Here is a 25,094-nt window from a genome sequence, read left to right as displayed (position 1 = left end):
TCAGTCACCTACTCGCAGGATGGAACCCAGCGACCGGCGTCGGCCGATCGCGGCGTGCAGGAAGGCGCCTCCGACGGCCACGGCGGTGAGGCCGGTCGCCAGCAGCACCGGTGTGCCCGGCGACAGCTCGTACGTCCGCACGGCGATGTCGCCCGCGTAGACGCCGAGGTCGAGACCGGGCCCGAGGGCCGCGGGGAGCGCCAGGCCGAGCGCGAGCCCGGCGCAGGCGGTGAGGACGATCAGTGGGGTGATCTCCAGGACGGTCAGCACGGCCGCCTGGCGCTCGGACAGGCCGAGGGTGCGCAGGAACGACAGCGCCCGCACCCGGTCGGCGGCCCCCACCACCAGCGCGATGATCACCGTCAGCAGCGCGTAGACGGCCAGCGCGATGGTGACGACCCGGAAGGCGACCGTGATCGTGCTGGTGAGCGGCGTGCTGGTGATCTTGTCCAGGGACTCGCCGAACGTCGCCACGTGGATGGAGGGGATGCCCCCGGTGGCGGCGCGCAGCCGGTCCCCGTCGATGCCCTCGCCGCCGATCAGCAGCATGCTGGTGTAGTCGCGGGCCCCGGCGCGCTTGGAGGCGTCGTAGGGCACGACGATCAGGCTGTGCGTGGTGAAGCTGATGCCGGGCAGGCCCTCCGTGATGACCCCGCGCTGCACGATCTTCATGCGGATGTGCCAGCCGATCTCGAGGCCGGTCATGCCCGCCAGGTCCGGCGACACCAGCGCGGGGATGCCGGGCGGGGCCGCGTCCGCGGGCGCGGCGGGCACGTCCAGCGGGGTGGCCGCGACCAGGCGGCGGTAGGCGTCCAGGTCGACGGCGACGACGGTGGCGGTCTTGCCGCTGATCCCGATCTGCGCGGTGCCCTTGTCGGCGCGCAGGACGGTCCGCACGCCGGGCACCTTGCCCACCTTCTCGATGACGTCGGGGGGCAGCTCGGCGGCGCTCTCCACCCGGGCCGCGGCGCCGGTGGCCTGCCATGCGGCCAGGCGCTGGGTGGCGTCCAGCGTGCCGCCGACCACCGCCCCGTACACCGACACCGCCAGCGCGGGCAGCAGGATCAGCACCGGCAGCGCGGTGACGGCCCTGGCCCGGGCGGCGAGGGTCATCCCGACGAACGGCACAGCGGGCCTGGCGCGGGCGGCGAGCCACACCACGAGCCGCAGCGGGTAGGGGTAGCAGCGCAGGATGATCAGCGCCACGGCCACGGTGAGCGCCACGGGCACCAGCATCAGGAACGGGTCGCCCGCGGGCGCGGCCCCGGAGCCGACGTCCGTGGTGAGGCCGCGGGTGCGCAGCAGGTACGCCCCGGCGAGCGCCAGCACCACGACCAGCATCTCCAGCATCACCCGGCGCGGGGACGGCCGCCGGGCCACCACGTCGGTGCGGCGTTCGTTCAGCGGCTTGACGTGGGCCACGGCCACCCGGACGGCCGCGAACACCACGGTGACGGCGGCGATGGCCAGCGGGCCGAGATGCACGATCGGCGTGACGGGGCCGGGCACGAGATACGACAGCCCGTACCCGGCGAGCGCCGCTGGCACGCAGGCCAGCGCCACCGCCCCGGCGGCGGTCCGCACCACCTGCGCCAGGGACGCGCCGCGGGCGCGGGCCAGGGCCAGCGCGGGACGCATCCGCTCGGTGAGCAGCTGCGCGGCCAGCGCGAGCACGCCCGCGGCCACGACGCCGAGCCCTCCGGTGATGAGGTACATCAGGGCCTGCGCGGTGGCGAGCTGCCGCAGGTATTCGAGCAGCACCTGGTCGAGGCCGGTGTCGAGGTCCCAGGGCGAGAACCCGGACGCCTGGCTCCAGGTGGTGATCTTGTCCGCGCCCGCGAGGCCGACCGTGCGGCGGAAGTCGGCCACGCCGGTCACCGTGTCGCCGGCGTTGCGCGCGTCGAGCGCCTGGTTGTCCACCGCGAGGATCCAATTGTAGCGCAGGTCCCTGCTCTCGCCGTCCAGCCGGGACAGCGAGCTCGGGCCGGTCAGCGCGGTGATCTGGTGCTCCTCCGCGTCGGCGCCCGGGATCCTGCGCACCGACACCTTGAGGGCGTTGAGGTCGTGGTGCCAGTACCGGTCGGCCCCGTTCACCGGCTCGAACAGGGCGGTGACCTTGGCGAGCATCGGCCGGCTGTTGCCGAGCACGAGCGTGGTGCCGACCGGGATGCCCATCTTCTCCGAGGCGCTCTTGACGAGCGCGACCTCGAAGAGGTCGAGGTCGTGCAGGTCCGGGTGGCCGGGCACGTTCGCCTGGATCGACGGCGGGCCGGGCGGGACGCCCTCCACGTACCGGATCCGCTGCTCGGAGCCGGACAGCCATGCCACGTCGACGAACTGGAGCGGGATGTGACCGGGCCCGGCACGGCCGGCGACGGGCGTGCCGACGGTCTTGGCGCTGTAGTGGCTGGTGTTGCCCGGCCGGGTGTCCATCAGCGTGGCCAGGGACGACGGCAGGACGCGGCGCCACTCGCGGTCCATGGCCCGGAAGCCGCCCTCGTCCTTGATCATCTGCTGGGGCATCTGTGTACGCCGTGAGACGGTCAGGTCGGTCACGTTGGCGCTGGTGTCCCGCAGGATGCCGTGCAGCGCGGAGTCGTAGGAGGCCTCCGCCACCCGGGGCAGCGCGGCGATCAGCAGCGCGGCGCTCAGCGCGAGCAGAGCCAGCAGGGCGGCCGCGCCCCGGTGCACCCGCAACGGCAGCAAGGGGTTCATCGGTCCTCCCCGATCCGCAGGGCGCGGCCCAGGCCCTGGCGCCGCAGCGAACGGGCGAGGCCCGCGACGATGGCGAACAGCAGCGCCGACACCGCCGCCAGCATCGCCAGCGTCGCGGGCCAGGGAATGTCCAGCAGCACCGGCGGGGACACCGTGGACGCCTGGCCGGTCAGCACGATGTGCGGCACCACCAGCGCCGCGACGACCACGGCCAGCAGCGTGCCGCCGGCCACCGAGAGCCCGATGAGGAAGGCCTGTTCCACGGCGAGCAGCCCGAAGATCTGCCGGAAGCTCACCCCGAGGGCGCGCAGGATCGCGAACTCCGAGCCCCGCTCCCGCGCGGCCACCGCCGCGTTCACCAGGAAGCCGAGCGCAGCGAAGACCAGGGCGGCGGCGAAGCCGAGGATCAGCGCCCCCTGCAGCCCGCTGGCCAGCGGGTCGTCGCGCAGCTCGCGGGTCAGCGTGCCGAGGTCGACGACGGTCTGGTCCCAGTCGGGGTGGCGGGCCAGTTCGGCCGCCGCGGGGCCGCTGTCGTCGCCCCGGGCCGACATCCACCACTCGGTGGGGGCGTGCGGCTCCCGGCCGGCGGCCACGTCCCTGGCGAGCAGGGTGGGCAGGTCGGCCAGTACGGCGGACACCCCGGCCGTGGTGCCCGGCATGGCCGCGACGACCCCGGCGACGGTGATCTGGATCGGGCGTCCGTCGAGGTCCATGAGGCCGCTGCCGCCCTCGGTGAGCTTCTCGCGGGCCGCGAGGTCGGAGGTGATCACCACGGGCAACGGGCGGAAGATCGACGGGTTCCGCCCGGCGTCGGCGGGCGGCGGGCTCGGGCGGCCGTCGTTGCCGGTGGGCGGGGTCTTGAACAGCGCCTCGTCCGGCACGTCGGCGGGCGCGGCGATCAGTGCGATCTCCTCGGGGCCCGCGAGGTCGCCGGCGACCATCCCGGACGGCTTGAGCACGGTCACCGTGAACAGGCCGGGTCCGGCGGTGACCTGCTCGCCGGTCAGGTGGCCTTCCTGGCGGCCGAGGTGGCCCCACCGCATGTCGGCGGGGAGGGTGAGCCGCGTCCCGTCGCCGGTGGTCATCGCGTCGACCGCCAGCTCCAGCGCGCTGCCGTCCACGGGGACCGGCACCTGGACGCTGAACCCGCGCACGGCCAGCGGGTACGCCAGGCGGCCCTCCTGGCCGGCGAGCGCGGCCAGGTCGGCGGTGAGGCGGTGCGCGACGCCGTCGGCGTCGAGAGGGCCGAACGAGATGTGCCGCTGCACGCCGAGCGCGTCGGTCAGCACCATCCGCAGCCGCAGCGGGACGTACTGCTCGGCCAGCTCGGGCCGCTCCAGGCGCAGCCGCACCTCCAGCGTGAGCGAGGTGGGCGTGCCGGGCAGCGGGAGCGCGGTGACGGGGGGCCGCCCGTCGGTGAGCCGCCCGGCCAGGGCGGGCATCGTCGCGCGGGACAGGTCGTCGCGTAGGGTCACCATCGGGCCCAGCTTGGCGGCGTCGGCCGCGAGGAGGGTGACGTTGCCCTGGGAGAACGCCGCGGTGCCCCGGAAGACGGGGCTGATCTCGGTCACGCCGGGCAGCGCCGCGTACGCCCCGCCGCGTCCCATCCGGCCGAGTTGCGCCGAGTCCGGCGCGGCGGCGGCGCGCAGGTCGGCGCCCGCGACGTGCCGGGCCTGGTCGAGCTGCGAGCCGCGCCAGGTCGCCGCGGTGGCCATGGACACCACGCCGATCGCCACCGCCATGGTGAGCAGCAGCGCCGGGCCGGAGTAGCGGGCCGGGCGGCGGCTCACCTGCCAGGACCCGAGGGCCGGGGCGAGGCTGCGGCGCCGCGAGGTGATGCGTTCGGCCAGGCGGGAGATGCGCGGCACCAGGCGAAGCCCGAGCATGCCCCCGCACAGCAGGGCGAGCGCGGGGCCGGTCACGATCAGCGGGTCGATGCCGAGGTCGCCGGAGCTGGTGGCGGTCACCGGGGCGCCGTACCGCTGGAGCTGCCAGATGGCGAGTGCCGCGACCACCGCGAGGGCGATGTCGCCGCCCGCGCGCTGCAGCCAGCCCTGCCGGTCGCCCCGGCCGCGCAGCGACTGCTCCTCGACGTAGGTGCGGCGGGCGCCGCGCAGCGCGGGCAGGGCGAGCAGGACGGCGCAGGCCAGCGCCACCCCGGCCGACACCGCGAACGCCGTGACGTCCGGCTCGGGCTCGACGTTCACGCCCGCGGCCCTGATCCACGGCAGGGAGTTGACGATGCCGAGCAGGGGCGGGGCCAGGAACGGCGCCACCACCGCGCACGGCAGGGCCACGAGCAGGGTCTCCGCGCCCGCCACCAGGCCCAGCCAGATGCTGCCCGCGCCGCGGGAGCGCAGCAGCGCCACCTCCATGCGGCGGTGGTCGGCCAGCAGGCGGGCGGTGAGGATCAGCGCGTACGCGGCGAGCAGCAGCAGTTGCAGCACCGGGACCAGCATCGTGGACCGGGCGACCAGGGCGGCCTGGTCCAGGGCGGTCAGCATGTCGGGCAGGCGGCTGAACGTCTCGCAGGTGGGGCAGTCGCGCTTGAGGTCGTCGCCCAGGCCGGCCACCGAGGCCGCGAACGGCCGCAGGCTCCGCTGGTCGAGGTCGGTCAGGTTGGGGACGGCGGTCCAGGTGAAGTTCACGCTGGTGGTGAAGCGGGCCAGGAAGGTCTCGCGCGGCACCATCAGCGGGCCGTAGGTGGTGTAGTCGCCGCGCTCCACGCCCTTGCGCAGCAGCTCCTGGCCGGTCCACCGCTCGGCGTAGGGGTCGCGCAGCTGGTACACGCCGGTCAGCGTGACCCGTACCGGCTTGTGGTCCAGGCGGCCCACCACGACGAACTCCTGGCCGGGCGTGAGGTCCATGGACTCGGCGGCGGCCTGGGAGAGCGCGGCCTGCACGGTGCCCCTGGCGGCGGGCCGGGGCCAGGAGCCCTCCAGCAGCCTGGCCTGCTGGTCCAGGCCGTCGTAGGTGCCGAAACGGGTCAGCTCCGGATGCTCCAGGCGCTGCTGGCCGGGCATCGCGTAGGAGTCGGACTCGGCGCCGAGGGAGATCTCGTGCGGGACCTTGGGCGTCCCGTGGCCGCCGCTGAGCGTCTCGATCCTGGACCGGACGGCGTTGTCGGCCGCGGCGAAGCCGCCCTCGCGCACCGAGGCGCTGATGGTGGTGGCGGTGACGGTCGTCGAGGCGGTCTGCATGGCGCGCCGCACGCCGACGTCGGCCACGGTGGACGCGTACATGGTGAGCGCGACCAGCGTGGTGGTCGCGAGCAGGATCGATCCGAATGCCGCGAACACGAGCAGGGGCTCGCTGAACGCACGCCTCAGTACCAGAGGTGTCCGCCCCCGCATGAACCGCCTCCCGCTGCGTTATGTCCGTTTCGTACACCCTAATTGGGGATCTTCAGCGGGGAAGAGGCTGTGGGCCACGGTGACTGACCCGATATCCAGCAGGAACGGCCCTGTGATATCGAAAACGTGACATTCCATAAAGAGCTGGGTGCAGGGGTTTTCAGACACGACGAAACGCCGCGCCCTCCGGGAGGACGCGGCGCCTGCGAACCGGGCGCGAGCCCGGGTAGGGCTACTTGGCCAGGGCGGCGGCGCGCTTGGCGATGGCCGACTTGCGGTTGGCCGCCTGGTTCTTGTGGATGACGCCCTTGCTGACGGCCTTGTCCAGCTGGCGCGACGCGGCGCGCATGAGGACGGCGGCCTCGTCGGCGTTGCCCTGCTCCGCGGCCTCGCGGAACTTGCGGATCGCCGTCTTCAGCGAAGACTTGACAGCCTTGTTGCGCATCCGGGCCTTTTCGTTCTGCCGGTTGCGCTTGATCTGGGACTTGATGTTCGCCACGAAAAAGCCTCGGTGAAGTCGATGGATGGGGCGCGCGGGCAGAGAGGGCGCGCCACACGCAGTTGAACAGGGTACCAACTCGCCGGGTGCGCACCCAAATCGGTGATCACGGCACACCCCTGCATCCTTTATCTTAGCGCAGCCCGAGATCGGCGGTCGCGCCTGCCGGTAAACTAGGGGCGTAGAGCGCGGCAGCGGTACGCCCGCCAGGCTCTCGATTCATCCTCAATCAGTTGAAACGGACCCCGGTGCGCATCCAGCCTGGCCAGACCGACCCCGCGTTGATCCGCAACTTCTGCATCATCGCGCATATCGACCACGGCAAGTCCACCCTCGCCGACCGGATGCTCCAGCTCACCGGGGTGGTCGACGACCGCCAGATGCGGGCGCAGTACCTCGACCGCATGGACATCGAGCGCGAGCGCGGCATCACCATCAAGTCGCAGGCCGTCCGGCTGCCCTGGGACGGCCACGTCCTCAACATGATCGACACCCCGGGCCACGTCGACTTCACCTACGAGGTCTCGCGGTCCCTGGAGGCCTGTGAGGGCGCGGTCCTGCTGGTGGACGCCGCGCAGGGCATCGAGGCGCAGACCCTGGCCAACCTCTACCTGGCCATGAACGCCGACCTCCACATCATCCCGGTGCTCAACAAGATCGACCTCCCCGCCGCCCAGCCCGACAAGTACGCCGAGGAGCTGGCCGGGCTGATCGGCTGCGACCCCTCCGACGTGCTGCGCGTGTCGGGCAAGACCGGCATGGGCGTCAAGGACCTCCTCGACCACGTCGTCGACCACGTGCCCGCCCCGGTCGGCGACGCCGCGGCGCCCGCCCGGGCGCTCATCTTCGACTCGGTGTACGACACCTACCGCGGCGTGGTGACCTACGTCCGGGTGATCGACGGGCGGCTGTCCAAGCGCGAGCGCACGATCATGATGTCCACCGGCGCGGCGCACGAGACGCTGGAGATCGGGGTCATCTCGCCCGAGCCGGTGCCGTCCGTCTCGCTCGGCGTCGGCGAGGTGGGCTATCTCATCACCGGCGTGAAGGACGTCCGCCAGGCCCGGGTCGGCGACACCGTGACCACCACCGCCCGCCCCGCGAGCGAGCCGCTCGGCGGGTACGACCACCCGCGCCCCATGGTCTACTCGGGCCTCTACCCGATCGACGGCGACGACTACCCCGAGCTGCGCGAGGCCCTGGACAAGCTCCAGCTGAACGACGCGGCGCTGGTCTACGAGCCCGAGACCTCCGCGGCCCTCGGGTTCGGGTTCCGCTGCGGGTTCCTCGGCCTGCTCCACATGGAGATCGTCCGGGAGCGGCTGGAGCGGGAGTTCAACCTCTCGCTGATCTCCACCGCGCCCAACGTCATCTACCGCGTCGTCATGGAGGACGCCAAGGAGCTGATCGTCACCAACCCCTCCGAGTTCCCGGCCGGCAAGATCGCCGAGATCCACGAGCCCACGGTGAAGGCCACGCTGCTGTCCCCGGCCGAGCACATCGGCGCCATCATGGAGCTGTGCCAGGGCCGCCGCGGCGCGCTGCTCGGCATGGACTACCTCTCGGAGGACCGCGTCGAGATCCGGTACACCCTGCCGCTCGGCGAGATCATCTTCGACTTCTTCGACCAGCTCAAGTCCCGCACCCGCGGGTACGCCTCGCTGGACTACGAGCCCTCCGGCGAGCAGGCGTCCGACCTGGTCAAGGTCGACATCCTGCTCCAGGGCGAGGCCGTCGACGCGTTCAGCGCCATCGTGCACCGCGACAAGGCCTACGCCTACGGCGTCGAGATGGCCAAGAAGCTCAAGGAGCTCATCCCCAGGCAGCAGTTCGAGGTGCCCATCCAGGCCGCCATCGGCGCCCGGGTGATCGCCCGCGAGAACATCCGCGCCATCCGCAAGGACGTCCTCGCCAAGTGCTACGGCGGCGACATCTCCCGCAAGCGCAAGCTGCTGGAGAAGCAGAAGGAAGGCAAGAAGCGCATGAAGATGGTCGGCCGGGTCGAGGTGCCCCAGGAGGCCTTCGTCGCCGCGCTGTCCACCGAGTCCGCGGGCGCGGACAAGACCAGGAAGTGACCAGGTGCCGTCCGTAGTCCTCGACGGCGACCCGGTGCCCGCCACCGGCGAGCTGCCCCAGCGGGCGCTCGCCGGCCTCGGCACCCGGCCGTTCGGCTTCTACGTCCACGTGCCGTTCTGCGTGACCCGCTGCGGCTACTGCGACTTCAACACCTACACCGCCGCCGAGCTCGGCCCCGGCGCCTCCCGGGCCGACTACGCCGCCACCGCGATCGAGGAGATCCGGCTGGCCCGCCGCGTGCTCGGCGACGCCGAGCTGCCCGTGCGCACGGTGTTCTTCGGCGGCGGCACGCCCACCCTGCTCCCCGCCGCCGACCTGGTGCGCGTCCTGCGGGCCATCGACGACGAGTTCGGCCTGGCGCCGGACGCCGAGGTCACCACCGAGGCCAACCCCGAGTCCATCGGCCCCGCCGGGCTGGCGGAGCTGCGGGCGGGCGGCTTCACCCGGGTCAGCTTCGGCATGCAGAGCGCCTCCCGGCACGTGCTCTCCATCCTGGACCGCCTGCACACCCCCGGCCGCCCCGCGGCGGCCGTCCGCGAGGCCCGCGCGGCCGGTTTCGAGCACATCAGCCTGGACCTCATCTACGGCACGCCCGAGGAGACCGACGACGACTGGCGCGAGTCCCTCACCGCGGCCGTCGACGCCGGCCCCGACCACGTCTCGGCGTACTCCCTGATCGTCGAGGACGGCACCCGCCTCGCCGCCCGCATCCGCCGCGGCGAGCTCCCCATGCCCGACGACGACGTCGCCGCCGACCGCTACGCCATCGCCGACACCATGCTCACCGAGGCCGGCTTCTCCTGGTACGAGGTCTCCAACTGGGCGGCCACCCCCGAGTCCCGCTGCCGCCACAACCTCCTGTACTGGACCGGCGGCGACTGGTGGGGCGTCGGCCCCGGCGCCCACAGCCACGTCAACGGCACCCGCTGGTGGAACGTGAAACACCCCGCCGCCTACGCCTCCCGCCTCGCCGCCGGCACCTCCCCGGGCCACGCCCGCGAGAACCTCACCCCCGGCGACCGCCACCTGGAACGCCTGATGCTGGAACTCCGCCTCGACTCCGGCTACCCCCTGGACGACATCCCTCAGGAGTCCCGCCCCGTAGTGGCCCGCGCCCTCTCCACCGGCCTCCTCGACCCCGCCCCCTTCACCCACGGCCGGGCCGTCCTCACCCTCAAGGGCCGCCTCCTGGCCGACGCCCTCGTCCGCGACCTGACCTGACCCCGGCCTATTCGTCCTCGGCGACGGCGATCACCGTCGGCACCGGAGCCCGCAGCGCCTGGCTGACGGCCTCCTGCAACTCGGCCGGCGTCTTCACCGCCGCGCCGCGCGCCCCGTAGGCGTCCGCCAGCGCCGGGAGGTCGGGGCAGTGCAGGTCGACGGCCAGCGGGGTCATGCCGCGCTCGATCATCTCCTCACGGATCTCCCCGAAGCCGCCGTTCATCGAGACCACGATCGGCAGGCTCAGCCGCAGCTGCACCGCCATGGCCAGCTCCTGCACGGTGAACTGGAACGCGCCGTCCCCGGCCAGCGCCACCACCGGCCGGTCCGGGCATCCGAGCTTCGCCCCGATCGCGGCGGGCAGCGCGAAACCCAGCGTGCCGTACCCGGCGGGGAACAGGAACCTGCCCGGCGGGTCGACCGGTATGTCCATCAGCGCGGCGTGGTACACGATCATCGAGTTGTCGCCGACGAAGATCGTGTCGGGCGGCAGCGCCAGGCGCAGCGCGCGGGTCTGGGCCCGCCACCTGCGGGCGAGCACGGCGAGCTCCCGCGCCATCGCGGCGCCGGGGCCGTCAGGCCGTTCCTCGCGGGGCCTCGGCACCACCCCGCGCCGCTCGACGCGCTCGCGCAGGCCCTCCGCGGCGAGCGTGGCGTCCGCCACGATCGCCACGTCGGCGACGTGGTCGCCGTGCATCTGCGCGGGGTCCACGTCCACCCGGATGAGGCTGCCGCCGAGGACGAAGTCTTCGACCCACAGGTCCGCCGGGCCGAGCTCGGTGCCGATCGCCAGCACGACGTCGCAGGCGGCGAGCCACCGCCGCACGGCGCCGAGGTGGAGCGTGGCCCCGAGCGCCAGCCGATGGCTCTCCGGCACCGTGCCCTTGCCGTTGACCGTGGTGACCACCCGGGCGCCGAGCCGCTCGGCGACGCGCATGACCGCCCGGCCCACCGGCTGCGCGGCGTCCCGCGGACGCTGTGCCCCGCCGCCGAGGACGATCCCCGGGCGGGCGGCCGCCCCGAGCCGCCGGGCCGCCTCGTCCAGCGCCAGCGGATCGGGGGCGCGCGGCATGATGCGGTACGGCGGCGCGACCCGCGCGACGCCCCGCGCGTCGAGAAGGTCGGCGGGGATCTCGATGTGCAGCGGACGGGGCCTGCCCTCGGCGAACCGGGCGAACGCGCCGGCGACCGCGGCCGGGATCTCCCGCACCGAGCCGACCCGGTGGCTCGCCGCGCACAGCGCGCCGATGGCCCGCGTCTGGTCCTTGCTCTCGTGGAGGTACCCCCGGCCGTCCCGCGGGTGGTCGGTGGGCACCCCGGTGGAGATCAGCAGCACCGGCGAGGAGTCGGAGTACGCCTGTGCCAGCGCCGTGGCGGCGTTCACCACTCCCGGCCCCGTGGTGGTCAGGACGACCCCCGGCCTGCCGGTGACGCGCGCGTATCCGTCGGCCGCGTACCCGGCGCCCTGCTCGTGCCGGGGTGTCACGCAGCGGAGGCCGGCCTGCCCGAGCGCCTGGTAGATGGGCAGATTATGCGTGCCGGGGATGCCGAATACCGTGTCGACGCCGTGCACGCGAAGAGTTTCGACGAGCGCGTGTGCTCCGGTGAGCGGCGTGATCGATTTGTCGGGAATCACATCGTGGCCGGCCACTCATCACGTCCAAGTCGGGGGCGGTAGGATTACATATTGTTTTCCCGTGCCGGGAATGCCGCAATCACCGGCCTCAGGCATTTCTCCGGCCCCAGGGCATGTTTCATCGCGCTCAGGGAACACTAGGCGCGAATACCGGGGGAGCGGTCAATGGCGCCTCCGGTCAGCACGTCTTCAATCGAGGCGACCGCGCGGCTGACCATGCGGCCCATGGCCTCGCGGGTATGGGAAGCGATATGGCCCGTGACCAGCAAGCGGTCGCCGAAGTCCCCGACCAGGATATTGGCGATCTCCGAGTTCTCGTCGTAGAAGCCGTCGAAAACGGCGGCGCCGACATGAGCTTCCTTCATGCTTTTGTGGAGATCGTGGGGATCGACCACCGCCGGGCGGGCGGTGTTCACCAGAATCGCCCCCTTTCTCAGCCGCCCGAGAACGCCGAAATCGATCAACCCCTTCGTCTCGTCCGATTCCGGAACCATGACGACCAGCACGTCGCTGCGCGCCGCCAGCTCCGGCAGGGAGAGGTAGGAGATGCCCAGCGCCGCCTCGATCTCCGGCTTCCTCGTGCGGCTGAAGTAGCTCACCTTGATGCCGAAGGCCCGGAGGAGCTCGGCGACGCGGGTGCCGATCGCCCCCAGTCCCACGATGCCGATCTCGCAGGCGCTCAGCTCACGGGGCAGGTCCTCGGCGCTCCGCCAGGCGGGGTGACGGCCGCCGAGGTGCGCGGCGTTACGCGTGTTGGCGTTCATGATCTGCTGGACGGTGAAGATCGCGACGGAGTCGGTGGCGGCACCCGGGGTGTGGGTCACGACGATGCCGAGGGCGCGGGCGGTGGCGACGTCCACGAAGTTCTCGTAGCCCACCCCGAGGAACGCGATGACCTTCAGTGAATGGCCCGCGCTCCGCAGCACCTTCTCCGTGGCCTTTTCCTCGCCGCCGTGCAGATAGGCGACGGCGCCCCGGAGTTCGCGCGCGAGATCGTCCTCCGAGCGCGGATGCTTCACGCGGACGTCGAATCCCCGTCTCTCCAGCGGGCCGAGGAGTGAGCGGTCGATGGCGGTTCCGGTCACCAGGATCTTTCCGCCCTGCCGCACTGTCCCTTGCGGGGCGCCGGGCGGCCTGACCTGAAGACCCGACATATCCCCACAAATTGCTGTTTGGGACATTTCAAAATTCTCTCGGATTGGGGACTTCTGTCCGTTTTTTCGGCAGGCATCTCCTCGGTCACGGCAAACCAGGTAAGCGGGAAAATCCACGGATGGTCCAGGCGACGGAGCAGGATTCTAATGGTATAAGGGTGATGGTGGTTCCGTCGCCACCTACATCGAAAAGAAAACCCCTAGATGGGAGGCGGAGAGCCCCATCTCCGCCCACCTGCCATGTAGCGGCCCGTAGGGCAGGAAGGGTCCCGATGCGACTCCAGCCCCGCCAGCAGCTTCTGGAACTGTGGGAGGCGGCCGCCCGCACCTCTTTCCGTGACGGCACCTGGGCCTGGGGCGGCAGAGACGGCTCCAATTCCATTTCGGACGCCGAGCAGCTCCTGTGCTTCATGTATCCGGCCTCCGAGCTGCCGGGTTTCCGGCTCGACACCCCGGACGAGACCGCGGACGACGTGCTGGTCGCGCTGGAGAGCCTCGGTGACGCCGTCGAGATCCCGAAGCTGATGCTCCAGACCATGCACAAATACTTCAGCACCTACACCGCCGAGGACGGCCGGCCGCTGTTCACCGGCGGCAGCTACTTCCAGACCGCGGACGAGGACGCCAAGGTCAGCCCCGAGCAGCTCCATCTGGACGTGGTCGACTCCTTCTCCATGTCGGTCACCCTGGCGCTCGGCGCGCTCGGCTTCCTGAAGGTCTTCCGTCGCAGCGTGCGCCGCGAATCCCTCCTCATCCAGATCGGCGAGCTGGAGAAGCTCGCCAGCAGGCGGCTGTCCGCGGCCATGATCGGCCTGCTGCGCAGCTTCACGGTCAACGCCTTCACCCCCGCGTCGGCCCAGGGGCAGGCCCTGCTGCGGACCGTCAACCAGACCGGTACCCCCGAGCACCGCGTGCTGGCGGACCTCCGGCGCGAGCTGCGCCCGGTCGGCGCCGGCCTGCGTGACCTCACCATGGGCTCGGGCAGCCAGGTCGACCTCGAGAACGAGAACCTGCTGTTCGAATGCGGATGGACCTGGGGCATCGTCAAGGACGCCCCGGCCATCGACACGGCCCTGGAGGTCGGGCCGCAGCCCGATGGCGTCGCCGCGGACATCCCGTTCCTGTACTTCACCGTCAACGCCCTGGTCGGCATCCGCGACCTGTTCTCCGAGCGCACCCGTGTCCTCGGCCTGCTCAACGACCACCAGCTCACCCTCGCGCAGGCCATCCAGCGCCGATGGGACCTGACCCAGCTGTACTGGCGCACCATCGCCACCTACGGCCGCGGCACCTGGCCGCTGGAGGACATCCCCTGGCGCACCACCGACGAGAAGGAGTCCGACTACTACAGCCTCGGCGTCACCGCGATGGTGGTGCAGAGCCTGGTCAGCAGCCGCGCCGCCGACGTCGACCTCGGCCGGGTGGCAGGCGTGCTGGAGGAGCTGGCGGTCCGGGCGCGGATCATCCGCCGGGCGGTGCCCGGCGACCCGCCGGTGCTCATGCACTCGCCCGGCGTGCCGGTCAACCTCCACGGCAGCGACACGCTCGGCCCGAACCTCGTGTGGGTCGTGTCCGACTTCGCCATCACCCTGCTCAAGCGCACGATGTGGGCCGCCTCCATCGCGCAGAACACCCGCACCAGGGAGCGCCTGCTCCACCTCACCGACCAGATCTGGCGCCACATCCGCCGGCGCCGCTGCGAGGACGGCAACGCCCGCGGCCTGTGGGACCAGCCCGGCAACGTCTTCACCGACATCGGGGTCCACCACGAGGACCCCTCGTGGTATTTCAGCGAACGTGTCGTCGAGTTCCTGGTGTCCGCCGCGCAGGCCAGCGGCGAGCAGCCGCTGCGCAGCCCTCAGCTGGTCGAGCTGGCGCTCCAGATGCTCAGCGAGGCCGAGCACCTCCTGGAGCAGGAACTCGTCACCCAGCCGCTGTCGGCGGGGCAGACCACCCAGCCCAAGCTCCGCAGCATCCAGGCCACCCTGCAGCGGGCCCGCACCATCGTCGGCGACCGCCCCGCGACCGCGCAGGCCCTCGTCAACGGCGCCCTACTCGATCTGGAGGGGCTGACCACCGCCCGGCGCAGCGCGGCGGAGGTCTAGGGATGCTGGTCTTCGCGATCTCCGACAAGGGCGGGACCGGGCGCTCGGTCACGAGCACCAACATCGTCTACCGGCACGCGCTGCGCGGCAACGACACGTGCTACCTCGACTTCGACTTCGGCTCGCCCACCGCCGGGGCGATCTTCAGCGTCAGCTCGGTGGCGCGCGGCAGCCCGCGCAACGGCATGCACGACTACCTCTGCGGCGAGTGCGCCGAGCCGCGCCGGGTGGACATCTGGCGCGAGTCGGACCGCGAGGAGCTGCGCAGCAAACCGCCGGGAGCCGGTCGCCTGGAGCTGTACCCCGGCACCGAGGGCGGGGGCGAGCTGTCCGCCGTGGACGAGGAGACGGTGCGCAGGTGCGTCCAGCTGTTCGGCCGGCTGGAGGAGGAGTTCGACCTGTGCGTGGTGGACCTCAGCGCGGGCCGCTCCTTCACCGCCGAGCTGGTGCTGCGGGCGACCGCGCGGCTCCCCGCGACCGCGTTCCGCTGGCTGGTCTTCCACCGCTGGACCCGCCAGCACATCATCGCGGCGGACGGCCTGGTCACCGGCGGCGGCGGGCTCCTCGAAGCCGGCGCGGGCTTCGGCCACAAGCCCGACGAACTGCGCGACCGCATCCGTTACGTGCGCACCGCCGTGCTGGAACCCGAGGCCGCCGAGCTCGACGGGCTGCGCGACGAGCAACGCGCCTGGCTGAGCGCCTGCGACGCCGAGCTGCGCGAGCTCGCCCGCCGGCGCGGGGTCGGGCGCACGGCCATGCTCGGCAAGGTGCCGCTGGACCCTGTCCTCCAGTGGCGCGAGCAGCTCATCTCCGACGAGGACGTACTCGTCAGCAAGATCGCCAACGCGGCGACGGCCGCCGCGTTCGCCTCCCTGGCGGAGAAGACGGTCGACGACAGCGCGTGGGAGGGCCTGTGACGCCGGTGGCCACGACCTTCTCCGAGGTCTCCGCGCAGCGGCGCAACGCCTCCGCGCCCTACGCCCACGTGTCCGTCGAGCTCGGCCACCTCTACATGGAAGATCTCGAAGCGGGCCCCGAGCGGCTCCGCGCGCAGTTCCGCCGGGTCGCGCCGTGGGTGCGCGCCCTCGGGGCCATGTGGGGGGAGCGCCTGACGGGCCGTCCGGCGCGGATCAGCACGTGCTTCCTCGTCGACGACTACTTCAGCCGCACCCGCACCCCCGCCGAGGTGCTCCCGGCGGTGCTGGAGGCGGCGGCGGGCAACGGCCTCACCATCGACTACATCGCCCGGGAGTCGGCCTGCGCCGAGTACGACGGCGCCGCGCCCGCCGGTCTGGTCGAGGGGCGCATCGTCGGGGACCCGCCGCCCGGCACCAACGGCTCCCGGCCGCCCGTCAAGGAGACCGGCTGGCTCTGCAACGGCGTGCGCTCGCCGCGTCCCACGGCCGCGACGGCCATGGGACGGCCGCAGGCGTGGGCCCCGCCGGCGCAAAACGCCAAGCGCGGGCACTCGGTGTTCGTGGACGTGGAGCTGTGGGACGAATCCGGCGCCGGGCGCGTCTGGTCCTGCGCGTTCCTCGCCTCGGTCTGGCAGCTGCTGCGGCTCGGCCTGCTGCGCGACGACGGCGCCCTGCCCCTGGCGCCCGTGCCCCGCGGCGACGCGTGGCCGTCCACCTGGGATGCGCTGCCCGCCATCGTCAAGCTGAACGAACAGGCCGCGCCGTTCACCGCCTACACCACGCTGTCGGTGCTGTCCCCGCGGTTCCTGCCGGTCGAGCTGGCCGTGCGCACCATCCTGAGCCAGGTCATGGTCGATCCCGACGTGATGAGGGACGTCGAGGCGCGCAGCGGCAAGGAAGGCGTCGCGCTCGAAGGCGAGCTCGTCGACCGCGTCTCCTACGTCTTCGCCTAGGGCGGCGGCCGATGCTGGTGATGGGAGAGGTCCACACGGTACTGCTCCAGAACTCCGGGGAGCTCCCCGAGTCCGACTGCGAGAAGATCCTCGCGCTGCTCGCCGGCGAGCGGGTGCGCCTGTCCCGCCGGCCCGTCGCGCACGCGGTGTCGCCCGAGACGCTGACCGGGGTCGACTGCCGCCTGCCGTCGGCGTCCCGCGCCCGGGTCCGGGGCGTCGGCACCGTCGTCACCAGGTGCGCCGTCACCGGGGGCCGGGTGGCGCAGGCCTCGGCGTACGCCCGCGTCACCCGCGCCGGCGTGGACCGGCGGCTGCCCTGGTCCCACTACCTCGCCGTGCCCGGCACCATCGAGGTGCTCGGCAAGGCCAGGGAGGACGACCTCGCCGCCGGCTGCGTCGCCGAGCTGCCCGCCGAGGTGCTCGACCTCGGGGCGATCTGCGGCCTCCGGTTGGACGCCGTGCAGTCCGCGCCGCTGCTCGACCGCCGGGCGCCGTTCCGGGCGTCCCGTACCCGGCTGCGCTGGGTCGCCGGGACCGGTGACCCGTCGATCCACCTGACGGTGCACGACGAGCGGCTGCGCACCCTGCGCCTGTCCCATCCCGAGGGGTTCACCGCCGGCGTCGTGGACCTCTGCGAGGACCTGGCGCTGCACGACTGGCTGCTGACCGCGCTCCTGCTGACCGTCGGCCGGGCGCGGCGGGACGGCGCCGCGGGCCTGCACGTGCCGAAGCTCGACGTGGCGATCGACCACCTGCTGCACCTGTGGATGCCCGCCGCCCGCCTTCCCGACGCCCTGCTCCCCCTGTGGGAGGCGCTCGACCGCCGGGCCGGGCTCACCCGACAGTGGCGCTCCCTCGTCGACCGGGTGCGCGACCAGGTCGCGATGAACACCCTGGCCCTGCTCCGCACGACCGCCGACGCCGGTGGGGAGGAAAATGACTGAGAGAACACCCAAGGTGTCCCCGGCGCTCGTCCCGCGGATCGTCCGGAAGATCCTCGTCACGGTGCTGGTCGGCGGGATGAGCTACCTGGTGACCAACGCCTTCATCAGCGACGACAACGACGACCTGTGGAGCCTGCTGCTCGCCACCTTCATCTCCGGTGTGATCTTCGTGGTGCAGTTCCTCGTCGACGTGGACGCCCAGCTCGACGCCCTGCGTCAGGAGCAGCGCGTCCAGCACCGCAGCACACACACGCTGGTGGCCGACGGCTTCGCGACGATCCACCGGTCCGGCGAGCTGTACGGCCTGATCGAGGCGTCCGCGATGCCGACCGACGTGGTGACGCGGTTCGCGCACAACGCCGCGAAGGCCGGCGGCGAGGACGCGCCGGAACTGGTGCGGAAACTGGTCCACCACGAGGTCGAGCGCGTGTCGCGTTTCCTCAAGGAGCTCGGCGACACCGGACGCGCCATCTACGAGGGCGAGGACCGCGAATGGCTGCTCGCGCTGGCGCTCAACACCCAGACCAGCCTGGACGCGATCAGCCTCAGCACCGTCGACGCGCGGGAGACCGAGTTCGCCGGCGGGTTCTGGATGACCGACCTCGGCCAGCGCTACCTCAAGATCCAGCGCGGCCTCGTGCGGCGCGGGGTCGGGGTGCGAAGGATCTTCATCATGGACCGTTCCGACCGCCAGGAATCCGAGTCCTTCCGCCGCGTCTGGAAATGGCAGACCGAGATCGGCATCGACGTGCGCGTGCTCGCCGACACCGACGCCCCGCCGACCCTGCGCGGCTCGCTGTCCGACTTCATCCTCTTCGACGACGTGATCTATTACGAGTCCAACCCGTCGCCGCAGCGCGGGGACGGCATCGCCCCGATGATCCTCAGCACCATCGTGGTCGGCGACCAGGAGAAGGTGCGCGAACGCGCGGAGAGGTTCAGGGAGCTGTGGGGAGCCGCGTCTCCGCTGGCGTGAGCGGCGCCTCCTGGGTGAGCGGCGTCCCCTCGGCCTTCGGCGGCGGCGCCTCCGCGATCGGGACGAACTCGCGGTCGGGGCGGCACACGTCGAGCATGTCGCGCGCCTCCGCGGTGACGGACCGGTCGATCAGCGCCGCCACCAGCTCGGCGGTCACCGGGGCGAGGGTCACGCCGAGGCCGCTGTGGCCCGTGGCCGCGAGCACCCGGTCGTGGTCGTCCACGAACCCGATGACGGGCCGGTGGTCCGTGCTCCCCGGGCGCAGGCCCGCCCAGTGCCTCTCGATGGGCCACGTGGCGGCCACCGGCATGAGGGCGGCGACGCCTCGCAGGATCTCCGCCCGTGCCCTGCCGGTGGCCCGTCTGTTCCGCACGTGCGGCTCGTACGTCACGCCGACGGCCACCCTGCCGTCGTGGCGGGGCACGAGGTACGGGAAGCCCTCGAAATCGCCCTCCCGGACCTCGGTGAAGACGTGATGGCGCAGGGGGTAGGTGGTCGCGCCGGGGGGCCGGGTGTCGAACGCCTCGCCCTTGATGGGGAACAGGTGGTGCCGCAGGTCGGGCAGGAAGCCGGCGCTGCGGTGACCGGCCGCGACGACGACGGTGCCCGCCGAGATCAGGGTGCCGTCGTCCAGCGTGAGCTCGGCGGCGCCAGGCAGCGAACGCAGGCAGGTCACCCGGGTCCCGGTCAGCACCCGGACGCCGGCGCGCCCGCACGCGAGCGTCCTCGCCAGGGCGGCCATCAGGTCTCTCGGGTCGAGCGCCAGCTCCTCGGGGAGCAGGAAGCCGCCGACCACCGACTCGCTCAGCAGCGGCTCGAGCTCCCTGGCCTCGGCGGCGCTGAGCTGCGAGATCTTGAACGGCAGTTCTCTCCACTGCGGGAGCACCTCGGTGACGAGGCGTTCCATCTCGGTCTCGTCGAGCGCCACCTGGATGTCGCCGCCCTCCAGCACCGGCAGGGGCGAGCCGGAGGCCTCGCGGAGCTCGTCCAGCCAGGCGGGGTACATCTCACGGCTGCGTCCGATCACGACGGTCAGCGGGCCGACGCAGGCGGGCTCGGTCTGGGTGAGGATGCCGCCCACCGCGGCGTCGGAGGCGCCGAGGCCGACGCGCGGCGCCTTGTCGACGACGACGACGCTCCGGCCCTGCGAGCCGAGCCGGTGGGCGATCGCGCATCCGATCACACCGGCACCGATGATCGCGACGTCGCAGGTCTCAGGCACGCGGGCTCCCAATACGAGGCCTCCCTCATTCGAAAAATAAGGGAGGCCGGGTCGTACCCGAAGGTCACAGTCGCGTGGCCCACGGAATTCTCGCCGGAGCGGAAGTTACCACCGTTAAAACGGCTAGGCAAAAAAGCGAGGAATTTGGTGAGTTAAATACGTGGGTCTTCGGCTGGGTTTACCTATTGTGGTGGATAATCCTTCGTGGTTCTTTTGTGGCGCCAATGTGCCGATAAATAGGGACTTCGTCAGGAGATGAAGCGGATGTTCATCGGATACCGGTAGTTCTCTCCCCGGTTGGCGGCTACCGCGGCCATGATCATGATGATCAGGGAGCCGATCCAGAGGATGGGGAGGAGGAACAGGCCGATGATCAGGAAGGACAGAACGAAGCAGATGATGTAGCCGATGAACAGGGTGATCTGGAAGTTCAGCGACTCCGCCGACTGGTCGCGGACGTAGGGGGACTCGTCCTTCTTGACCAAGTAGATGATGAGCGGGCCGATGAACGAGGTGAGCAGGCCCAGCAGGTGGGCGAGCATGGCCATCGTGGTGTCGTCGGTGCCGGGGCGCGGGCCGTAGCGGCCGGGGACGTGCGGGGGACGGGCACCCACCGGGCCGTAGCCCTGGCCGTATCCGGGCTGGCCGTAGCCCGGCTGTCCGTAACCGGGCTGTCCGTAGCCCGGCTGTCCGTAACCGGGCTGACCGTAGCCTGGCTGTCCGTAACCGGGCTGACCATAGCCTGGCTGTCCGTAGCCCGGTTGACCGTAGGGCTGCTGGTATCCGGGCTGGGCGTACGGGTCGCCGTAGCCGGGCTGTCCGTAGCCGGGCTGGTGGCCCTGGGGCTGGCCTTGTCCCTGCTGGCCGTAGCCCTGGTGTCCCTGCTCTCCGTGGCCCGGCCGGCCGTACCCCTGCCCCTCGGGGGCGCCGTACGGCTGGGCGGGCTGCTGGAAGCCGGGGCGGTCGGTGGGGGTGCGGTCGTCGTTGTCCTGCGGCGGGCCGTCTTGGGGGGGCTGGCTCATGGGTCCTCCTCGGTCGTCACGAAGTCGATCAGCTCCTCCACCCGGCCGAGGAGTTCGGGTTCCAGGTCGGTGTACGTGCGGACGGATCCGAGGATCCGGCGCCAGGCGTCCGCCGGGGTCAGCCGCCAGCCGAGGGCGTCGAGCACGCCCTCCTTCCACGGCACGCCGCGCGGCACCGACGGCCAGGCCGGGATGCCGAGGACCGAGGGTTTCACCGCCTGCCAGATGTCCACGAAAGGATGCCCGGCGATCAGTACCTGGGGGGAGGACACCCGGGCGGCGATGCGGCTCTCCTTGGAGCCGGGCACCAGGTGGTCGACCAGCACCCCGAGGCGCCGCCCGCGGCCGGGGGCGAAGTCCTCGACGATCGCGGGCAGGTCGTCGACGCCGGAGAGGTATTCCACCACGACGCCCTCGACCCGCAGGTCGTGGCCCCAGATCTTCTCCACCAGGGACGCGTCGTGCACACCTTCGACGTAGATGCGGCTCTCGCGTGCCACCTTGGCCCGCAGCCCGGCCACCGCGACGGACCCGGACGCGCTGCGCCCCGGGGCCGCCGAGGGCGCGTCGGGCCGCACCAGCGTCACCGGCCTGCCCTCCAGAAGGAACGCGGCGGGAGCCAGCGGGAAGACCCGCCTGCGCCCGAAGCGGTCCTCCAGCGTGACGGCCTCCTTGTCACAGGCCACCACGGCGCCGCAGAACCCGTCACCGGCGCCGTTCGCGTCCTCCACGACGAGGCCGGGGTCGGCGGGGACGCGCGGGATCTCGGCCCGCGGCCGTCTCCACCGGCCACCGGCCAGTACATCCTGTCCGTAGTCCCGCATAGCAGGGCACGCTAGCAAGCTCAGGCGCCGGGCGGGGGGGCCTGCCAGCCACCCCCGGCGTACGGCGAGCCCTGAATCTGGACGCGCTTGCGGAAGCGGCTGCGGCGGACCACCACCACGATCGTGACCACCACGGCCAGCAGGAACCCGGCCAGCGGCACCAGGATGAGCGCGAGCACCCCGCCGGCCAGCGCGCCGGCGTTCGCCGTCAGGGCCTTGCCCACGCCGAACGCCACCTGCTTGCCGTCGTCCGCCTGGCAGGTGAACTTGTACTCGCCCGCGGCGGGCACGCCGACGTCGAACAGCAGCTCCCACACCCGGCCGCCGGCCGTGATGGTCTGCGCGGTCGTCGGGTTGGACAGCTTGGCCTTGGCGCCCGTGGAGGTGTGCTCGGCCAGGCACGTCACGTTGGCCGGGCCGGACGACGACGCGTACAGGGCGGGCTTCTCGGCGGGGTCCACCGCGGCCACCACGCTGCCGCCGCTCTGGAACGTCTTGGTGGGCGCCGCGTCGTTGAGGGTCTTGAAGAGGCCGCCGGCGAAACCGGCGACGCCGATGCCGACGCAGACCACCGCGATGATCCACACCAGCACGACCCACAGCAGCCGGGGACGGACCGGGCCGGCCGAGGGCGGGGGAGCGCCATAGGGGTTCTGCGCGGAGCCCTGAGCGCCGTAGGAGGGGGCGCCGTAGCCCTGGCCGCCGGGGGGCGGGCCGTAACCCTGGCCGCCGGGCGGCGGGCCGTAGCCGGGGCCGCCGGGGGGCGGGCCGTAGCCACCGGGCTGGCCGCCGTAGCCGCCGGGCGGCGGGTAGCCCTGGCCGCCGGGCGGGTTGCCGTACGAGGGGCCGCCCGACGGGGAGCCGAAGGGCGGGCGGTCGCCGGGGCCGCCGCCGGGACCGCCGCCGTAGGGCTGGTCGCCGGCCTGGGCGCCGTAGGAAGGAGTTCCCTGGGCGCCGTGAGGGGGCGAGCCGGGGGCGGCCTGCTCGCCGAACGGGTAGGGACGCGGGATGTGGGCCGTCGCGTCGCCGGGCCGGGGGGTGTTCTCGGTCATGCCGAAAGTGTGGACCATCTCACTTGCCTGTCGATAGCAAGCCACTTGTCGGCGGGCCGGTTCCGGGCTGTGCCCCACGGGTTATCGCACCGTGTCGGCAGGAGCCGTACACTTGGCACTCGGGAACACTGAGTGCCAGGCCAGGCGTTCACGCAGGCACGGAGCAGGCAGGAGGTGAGCACATGCTCGATGATCGCAAGCTGGCGGTTCTGCGCGCCGTCGTCGAGGACTACGTGTCCACCAATGAACCCGTGGGCTCCAAGGCGTTGGCGGAGCGGCACAACCTCGGCGTCTCGCCGGCCACCGTCCGCAACGACATGGCGGTGCTGGAGGAGCAGGGGTACATCGCTCAGCCCCACACCAGCGCGGGACGCGTGCCCACCGACAAGGGCTACCGGCTGTTCGTCGACCGGCTGTCCCAGATCAAGCCGCTGTCCTCCGCCGAGCGCCGCGCCATCGAGACCTTCCTCGCCGGGGCCGTCGACCTCGACGACGTCGTGACGCGCACGGTGCGGCTGCTCGCGCAGCTCACCCGGCAGGTCGCGGTGGTGCAGTATCCCTCGCTGATCCGCTCCACGGTGCGGCACGTCGAGCTGGTGCCGCTGTCGGAGCGCCGCATCATGCTGGTGCTGATCACCAACACCGGGCGGGTCGAGCAGCGGGTCGTCGACCTCCCCGACGTGGTCGAGGACGACCGCATCGCCCACCTGCGGGCCGTGCTCAACGCCTGCCTGGACGGCTGCGCGCTGGGCCGCGTGCCCGAGACGGTGGCCGACCTGCAGGAGCGCCTGCCCGAGGACGACCGCCCGATGGCCGGCACGATCTTGTCCGTACTCCTGGACACCCTGGTCGACCGGCACGAAGAAAAGATCGTCTTCGCCGGGGCGGCCAACCTCACGGCCGACTTCACCGTCGGCCTGCGTGACGTGCTCGAAGCCCTTGAGGAACAGGTCGTGCTGATGCGGCTGCTCGGAGAAGTCGGCGACTCCTCCGTAACGGTGCGGATCGGCTCAGAGAACCCCTATTCGGGGCTTCGTGGCACTTCCATCGTCGCCGCCGGATACGGTTCGGGCGACAATGAACTGGCCCGGCTCGGAGTGCTGGGCCCGACGCGAATGGACTACCCGGTGACCATGGGAGCGGTGCGCGCAGTGGCACGCTATGTCGGCCAGATTCTGGCGGGGTCCTAGTGGCGCGCGACTACTACGCCATTCTCGGCGTCCGCCGTGACGCCGGGCAGGATGAGATCAAGAAGGCGTATCGCCGCCTGGCGCGCGAGCTGCACCCCGACCTGAACCCCGACCCGGAGACGCAGGAACGGTTCAAGGAGATCAACCAGGCGTACGAGGTCCTGTCGGACCCCAACAAACGCCAGATGTTCGATCTCGGGGCCGATCCCTACGGCGGGGGCGGCGGGGCCGGTTCCGCCGGTGCCGGTTTCGGCGCCGGGTTCCCGTTCAGCGACATCATGGACGCCTTCTTCGGCGGCGGCGCCGGGGCACGCGGGCCGCGGTCCCGGGCGCGGCGCGGGCGCAACGCCACCATCCGCGTCGAGCTCGACCTCGCCGAGTCGGCGTTCGGCACCACCCGTGAGCTGGTCGTGGACACCGCCATCCTGTGCGAGGTCTGCCACGGCTCCGGTGCGGCGTCCGGCACCCACCCCGACACCTGCGACATGTGCCACGGCCGCGGCGAGATCTCCCAGGTGACCCGCTCGTTCCTCGGCCAGGTCATGACCGCCCGCCCGTGCCCCCAGTGCGGTGGCTTCGGCTCGATCATCCAGCACCCCTGCCAGGAGTGCTCCGGCGACGGCCGCGTCCGCACCCGCCGCACCATCAAGGTCCGCATCCCCGCGGGCGTCGAGGACGGCACCCACATCCAGCTCGCCGGCGAAGGCGAGATCGGCCCCGGCGGCGGCCCCCCCGGCGACCTGTTCCTGGAGATCGTCGAACGCGCCCACCAGATCTTCGAGCGCCGCGGCGACGACCTCCACTGCACCGTCCAGATCCCCATGACCGCCGCCGCCCTCGGCACCACCCTCACGGTCGAGACCCTGGACGGCGCCGAAGAGATCGACATCCGCCCCGGCGCCCAGTCCGGCCAGGTGATCCCCCTGTACAGCAAGGGCGTCCAGCACCTCAACGAGACCGGCCGAGGCGACCTCCTGATCCACATCAACGTGGAAACCCCCACCCGCCTGGACCCCGCCCAGGAAGACCTCCTGAAGGAACTCTCCAAACTCCGCGGCGAAGAACGCCCCCCCGGCAAATTCGCCCCCGGCCAACAGGGCTTCTTCTCCCGCCTCCGCGACGCCTTCAACGGCCGCTAACCCCCCCCCCCCCCCCCCCCCCCCCCCCCCCCCCCCCCCCCCCCCCCCCCCCCCCCCCCCCCCCCCCCCCCCCCCCCCCCCCCCCCCCCCCCCCCC

At 72.1% G+C, this 25,094-nt stretch carries 18 protein-coding genes; 9 read left to right on the top strand and 9 right to left on the bottom strand.

Annotated features, from left to right (window positions below):
* The 3 genes from ACFP1K_RS35350 to rpsT all read right to left on the bottom strand — a co-directional run bounded on the left by ACFP1K_RS35350 (window position 1) and on the right by rpsT (window position 6,567).
* Entirely contained in the window at window positions 1–2,715 is a 2,715-nt protein-coding gene (locus ACFP1K_RS35350; RefSeq protein WP_380761731.1) for a hypothetical protein, read from the bottom strand.
* Window positions 2,712–6,068: an FtsX-like permease family protein gene (locus ACFP1K_RS35345; protein WP_380761729.1), complete on the bottom strand. Its 3,357-nt coding sequence runs from the start codon at window positions 6,066–6,068 to the stop codon at window positions 2,712–2,714. The genes ACFP1K_RS35350 and ACFP1K_RS35345 overlap by 4 nt, the downstream gene beginning before the upstream one ends.
* 232 nt (window positions 6,069–6,300) lie before the next feature.
* Window positions 6,301–6,567, bottom strand: coding sequence for a 30S ribosomal protein S20 (rpsT, locus tag ACFP1K_RS35340; RefSeq protein WP_380761727.1), 267 nt, complete (start codon window positions 6,565–6,567; stop codon window positions 6,301–6,303).
* Between the two features lie 248 nt (window positions 6,568–6,815).
* Here rpsT and lepA point away from each other — a divergent pair, with 248 nt between their 5' ends.
* Together lepA and hemW are read left to right on the top strand one after the other, a co-directional pair.
* Window positions 6,816–8,642 (top strand): translation elongation factor 4, encoded by a 1,827-nt coding sequence (lepA, locus tag ACFP1K_RS35335; protein ID WP_380761750.1) that lies wholly within the window; start codon window positions 6,816–6,818, stop codon window positions 8,640–8,642.
* 4 nt (window positions 8,643–8,646) lie between these two features.
* Window positions 8,647–9,864, top strand: a complete 1,218-nt coding sequence (gene hemW / locus ACFP1K_RS35330; protein WP_380761725.1) for a radical SAM family heme chaperone HemW — start codon at window positions 8,647–8,649, stop codon at window positions 9,862–9,864.
* A gap of 7 nt (window positions 9,865–9,871) precedes the next feature.
* Here the strand turns inward: hemW and ACFP1K_RS35325 are convergent, their stop codons facing one another.
* Together ACFP1K_RS35325 and ACFP1K_RS35320 are read right to left on the bottom strand one after the other, a co-directional pair.
* Window positions 9,872–11,500 carry a thiamine pyrophosphate-binding protein gene (locus ACFP1K_RS35325; RefSeq protein WP_380761723.1) on the bottom strand — a complete coding sequence of 543 codons (1,629 nt, stop codon included), beginning with the start codon at window positions 11,498–11,500 and terminating at the stop codon, window positions 9,872–9,874.
* Between the two features lie 137 nt (window positions 11,501–11,637).
* A complete protein-coding gene (locus ACFP1K_RS35320) occupies window positions 11,638–12,585 on the bottom strand; it encodes a 2-hydroxyacid dehydrogenase (RefSeq protein WP_380761721.1) in 948 nt (315 codons plus the stop codon).
* Window positions 12,586–12,926: 341 nt separating this feature from the next.
* Here ACFP1K_RS35320 and ACFP1K_RS35315 point away from each other — a divergent pair, with 341 nt between their 5' ends.
* Genes ACFP1K_RS35315 through ACFP1K_RS35295 form a run of 5 tightly spaced genes read left to right on the top strand, consistent with a single transcriptional unit; the run spans window position 12,927 to window position 18,549 of the window.
* The gene (locus ACFP1K_RS35315; protein WP_380761719.1) at window positions 12,927–14,759 is read left to right on the top strand and encodes an SCO2524 family protein; all 1,833 of its coding nucleotides are present in this window, start codon (window positions 12,927–12,929) and stop codon (window positions 14,757–14,759) included.
* Window positions 14,760–14,761: 2 nt separating this feature from the next.
* On the top strand, window positions 14,762–15,676 hold the full coding sequence (locus ACFP1K_RS35310; protein ID WP_380761717.1) for an SCO2523 family variant P-loop protein: 915 nt from the start codon (window positions 14,762–14,764) through the stop codon (window positions 15,674–15,676).
* Window positions 15,673–16,629, top strand: a complete 957-nt coding sequence (locus tag ACFP1K_RS35305; protein ID WP_380761715.1) for an SCO2522 family protein — start codon at window positions 15,673–15,675, stop codon at window positions 16,627–16,629. Before ACFP1K_RS35310 ends, ACFP1K_RS35305 begins: the two co-directional genes overlap by 4 nt.
* Before the next feature lie 11 nt (window positions 16,630–16,640).
* Window positions 16,641–17,573, top strand: a complete 933-nt coding sequence (locus ACFP1K_RS35300) for an SCO2521 family protein (RefSeq protein WP_380761713.1) — start codon at window positions 16,641–16,643, stop codon at window positions 17,571–17,573.
* The gene (locus ACFP1K_RS35295) at window positions 17,566–18,549 is read left to right on the top strand and encodes a hypothetical protein (RefSeq protein ID WP_380761711.1); all 984 of its coding nucleotides are present in this window, start codon (window positions 17,566–17,568) and stop codon (window positions 18,547–18,549) included. Before ACFP1K_RS35300 ends, ACFP1K_RS35295 begins: the two co-directional genes overlap by 8 nt.
* Here ACFP1K_RS35295 and ACFP1K_RS35290 read toward each other — a convergent pair.
* The 4 genes from ACFP1K_RS35290 to ACFP1K_RS35275 form a co-directional block, all read right to left on the bottom strand.
* Window positions 18,512–19,771, bottom strand: a complete 1,260-nt coding sequence (locus ACFP1K_RS35290; protein WP_380761710.1) for an NAD(P)/FAD-dependent oxidoreductase — start codon at window positions 19,769–19,771, stop codon at window positions 18,512–18,514. The two genes, ACFP1K_RS35295 and ACFP1K_RS35290, sit on opposite strands and share 38 nt — an antisense overlap.
* A gap of 248 nt (window positions 19,772–20,019) precedes the next feature.
* Window positions 20,020–20,793 (bottom strand): DUF4870 domain-containing protein, encoded by a 774-nt coding sequence (locus ACFP1K_RS35285; RefSeq protein WP_380761708.1) that lies wholly within the window; start codon window positions 20,791–20,793, stop codon window positions 20,020–20,022.
* A complete protein-coding gene (locus ACFP1K_RS35280) occupies window positions 20,790–21,617 on the bottom strand; it encodes a DUF3097 domain-containing protein (RefSeq protein WP_380761706.1) in 828 nt (275 codons plus the stop codon). Before ACFP1K_RS35280 ends, ACFP1K_RS35285 begins: the two co-directional genes overlap by 4 nt.
* Before the next feature lie 20 nt (window positions 21,618–21,637).
* Window positions 21,638–22,669 carry a hypothetical protein gene (locus tag ACFP1K_RS35275; RefSeq protein WP_380761704.1) on the bottom strand — a complete coding sequence of 344 codons (1,032 nt, stop codon included), beginning with the start codon at window positions 22,667–22,669 and terminating at the stop codon, window positions 21,638–21,640.
* Window positions 22,670–22,851: 182 nt separating this feature from the next.
* Between ACFP1K_RS35275 and hrcA the strand changes: the two genes are divergently transcribed.
* Window positions 22,852–23,859 (top strand): heat-inducible transcriptional repressor HrcA, encoded by a 1,008-nt coding sequence (hrcA, locus tag ACFP1K_RS35270; protein WP_380761702.1) that lies wholly within the window; start codon window positions 22,852–22,854, stop codon window positions 23,857–23,859.
* On the top strand, window positions 23,859–24,998 hold the full coding sequence (gene dnaJ, locus ACFP1K_RS35265; RefSeq protein ID WP_380761700.1) for a molecular chaperone DnaJ: 1,140 nt from the start codon (window positions 23,859–23,861) through the stop codon (window positions 24,996–24,998). The genes hrcA and dnaJ overlap by 1 nt, the downstream gene beginning before the upstream one ends.
* Window positions 24,999–25,094: the final 96 nt, after the last annotated feature.

Origin of the sequence: Sphaerisporangium aureirubrum, assembly GCF_042658925.1 — a bacterium.
In the GTDB taxonomy this organism is placed as follows: domain Bacteria; phylum Actinomycetota; class Actinomycetes; order Streptosporangiales; family Streptosporangiaceae; genus Sphaerisporangium; species Sphaerisporangium aureirubrum.
This window is presented reverse-complemented; position numbering and strand designations above follow the sequence as displayed.

Bases quoted from the DNA above. Each gene is read 5' to 3' on its own strand.
- ACFP1K_RS35350 (WP_380761731.1), bottom strand. From the start codon at position 2,715: ATGAACCCCTTGCTGCCGTTGCGGGTGCACCGGGGCGCGGCCGCCCTG.
- ACFP1K_RS35345 (WP_380761729.1), bottom strand. From the start codon at position 6,068: ATGCGGGGGCGGACACCTCTGGTACTGAGGCGTGCGTTCAGCGAGCCC.
- ACFP1K_RS35315 (WP_380761719.1), top strand. From the start codon at position 12,927: ATGCGACTCCAGCCCCGCCAGCAGCTTCTGGAACTGTGGGAGGCGGCC.
- ACFP1K_RS35310 (WP_380761717.1), top strand. From the start codon at position 14,762: ATGCTGGTCTTCGCGATCTCCGACAAGGGCGGGACCGGGCGCTCGGTC.
- ACFP1K_RS35300 (WP_380761713.1), top strand. From the start codon at position 16,641: ATGCTGGTGATGGGAGAGGTCCACACGGTACTGCTCCAGAACTCCGGG.
- ACFP1K_RS35295 (WP_380761711.1), top strand. From the start codon at position 17,566: ATGACTGAGAGAACACCCAAGGTGTCCCCGGCGCTCGTCCCGCGGATC.
- ACFP1K_RS35285 (WP_380761708.1), bottom strand. From the start codon at position 20,793: ATGAGCCAGCCCCCCCAAGACGGCCCGCCGCAGGACAACGACGACCGC.
- ACFP1K_RS35280 (WP_380761706.1), bottom strand. From the start codon at position 21,617: ATGCGGGACTACGGACAGGATGTACTGGCCGGTGGCCGGTGGAGACGG.
- ACFP1K_RS35275 (WP_380761704.1), bottom strand. From the start codon at position 22,669: ATGACCGAGAACACCCCCCGGCCCGGCGACGCGACGGCCCACATCCCG.
- hrcA (WP_380761702.1), top strand. From the start codon at position 22,852: ATGCTCGATGATCGCAAGCTGGCGGTTCTGCGCGCCGTCGTCGAGGAC.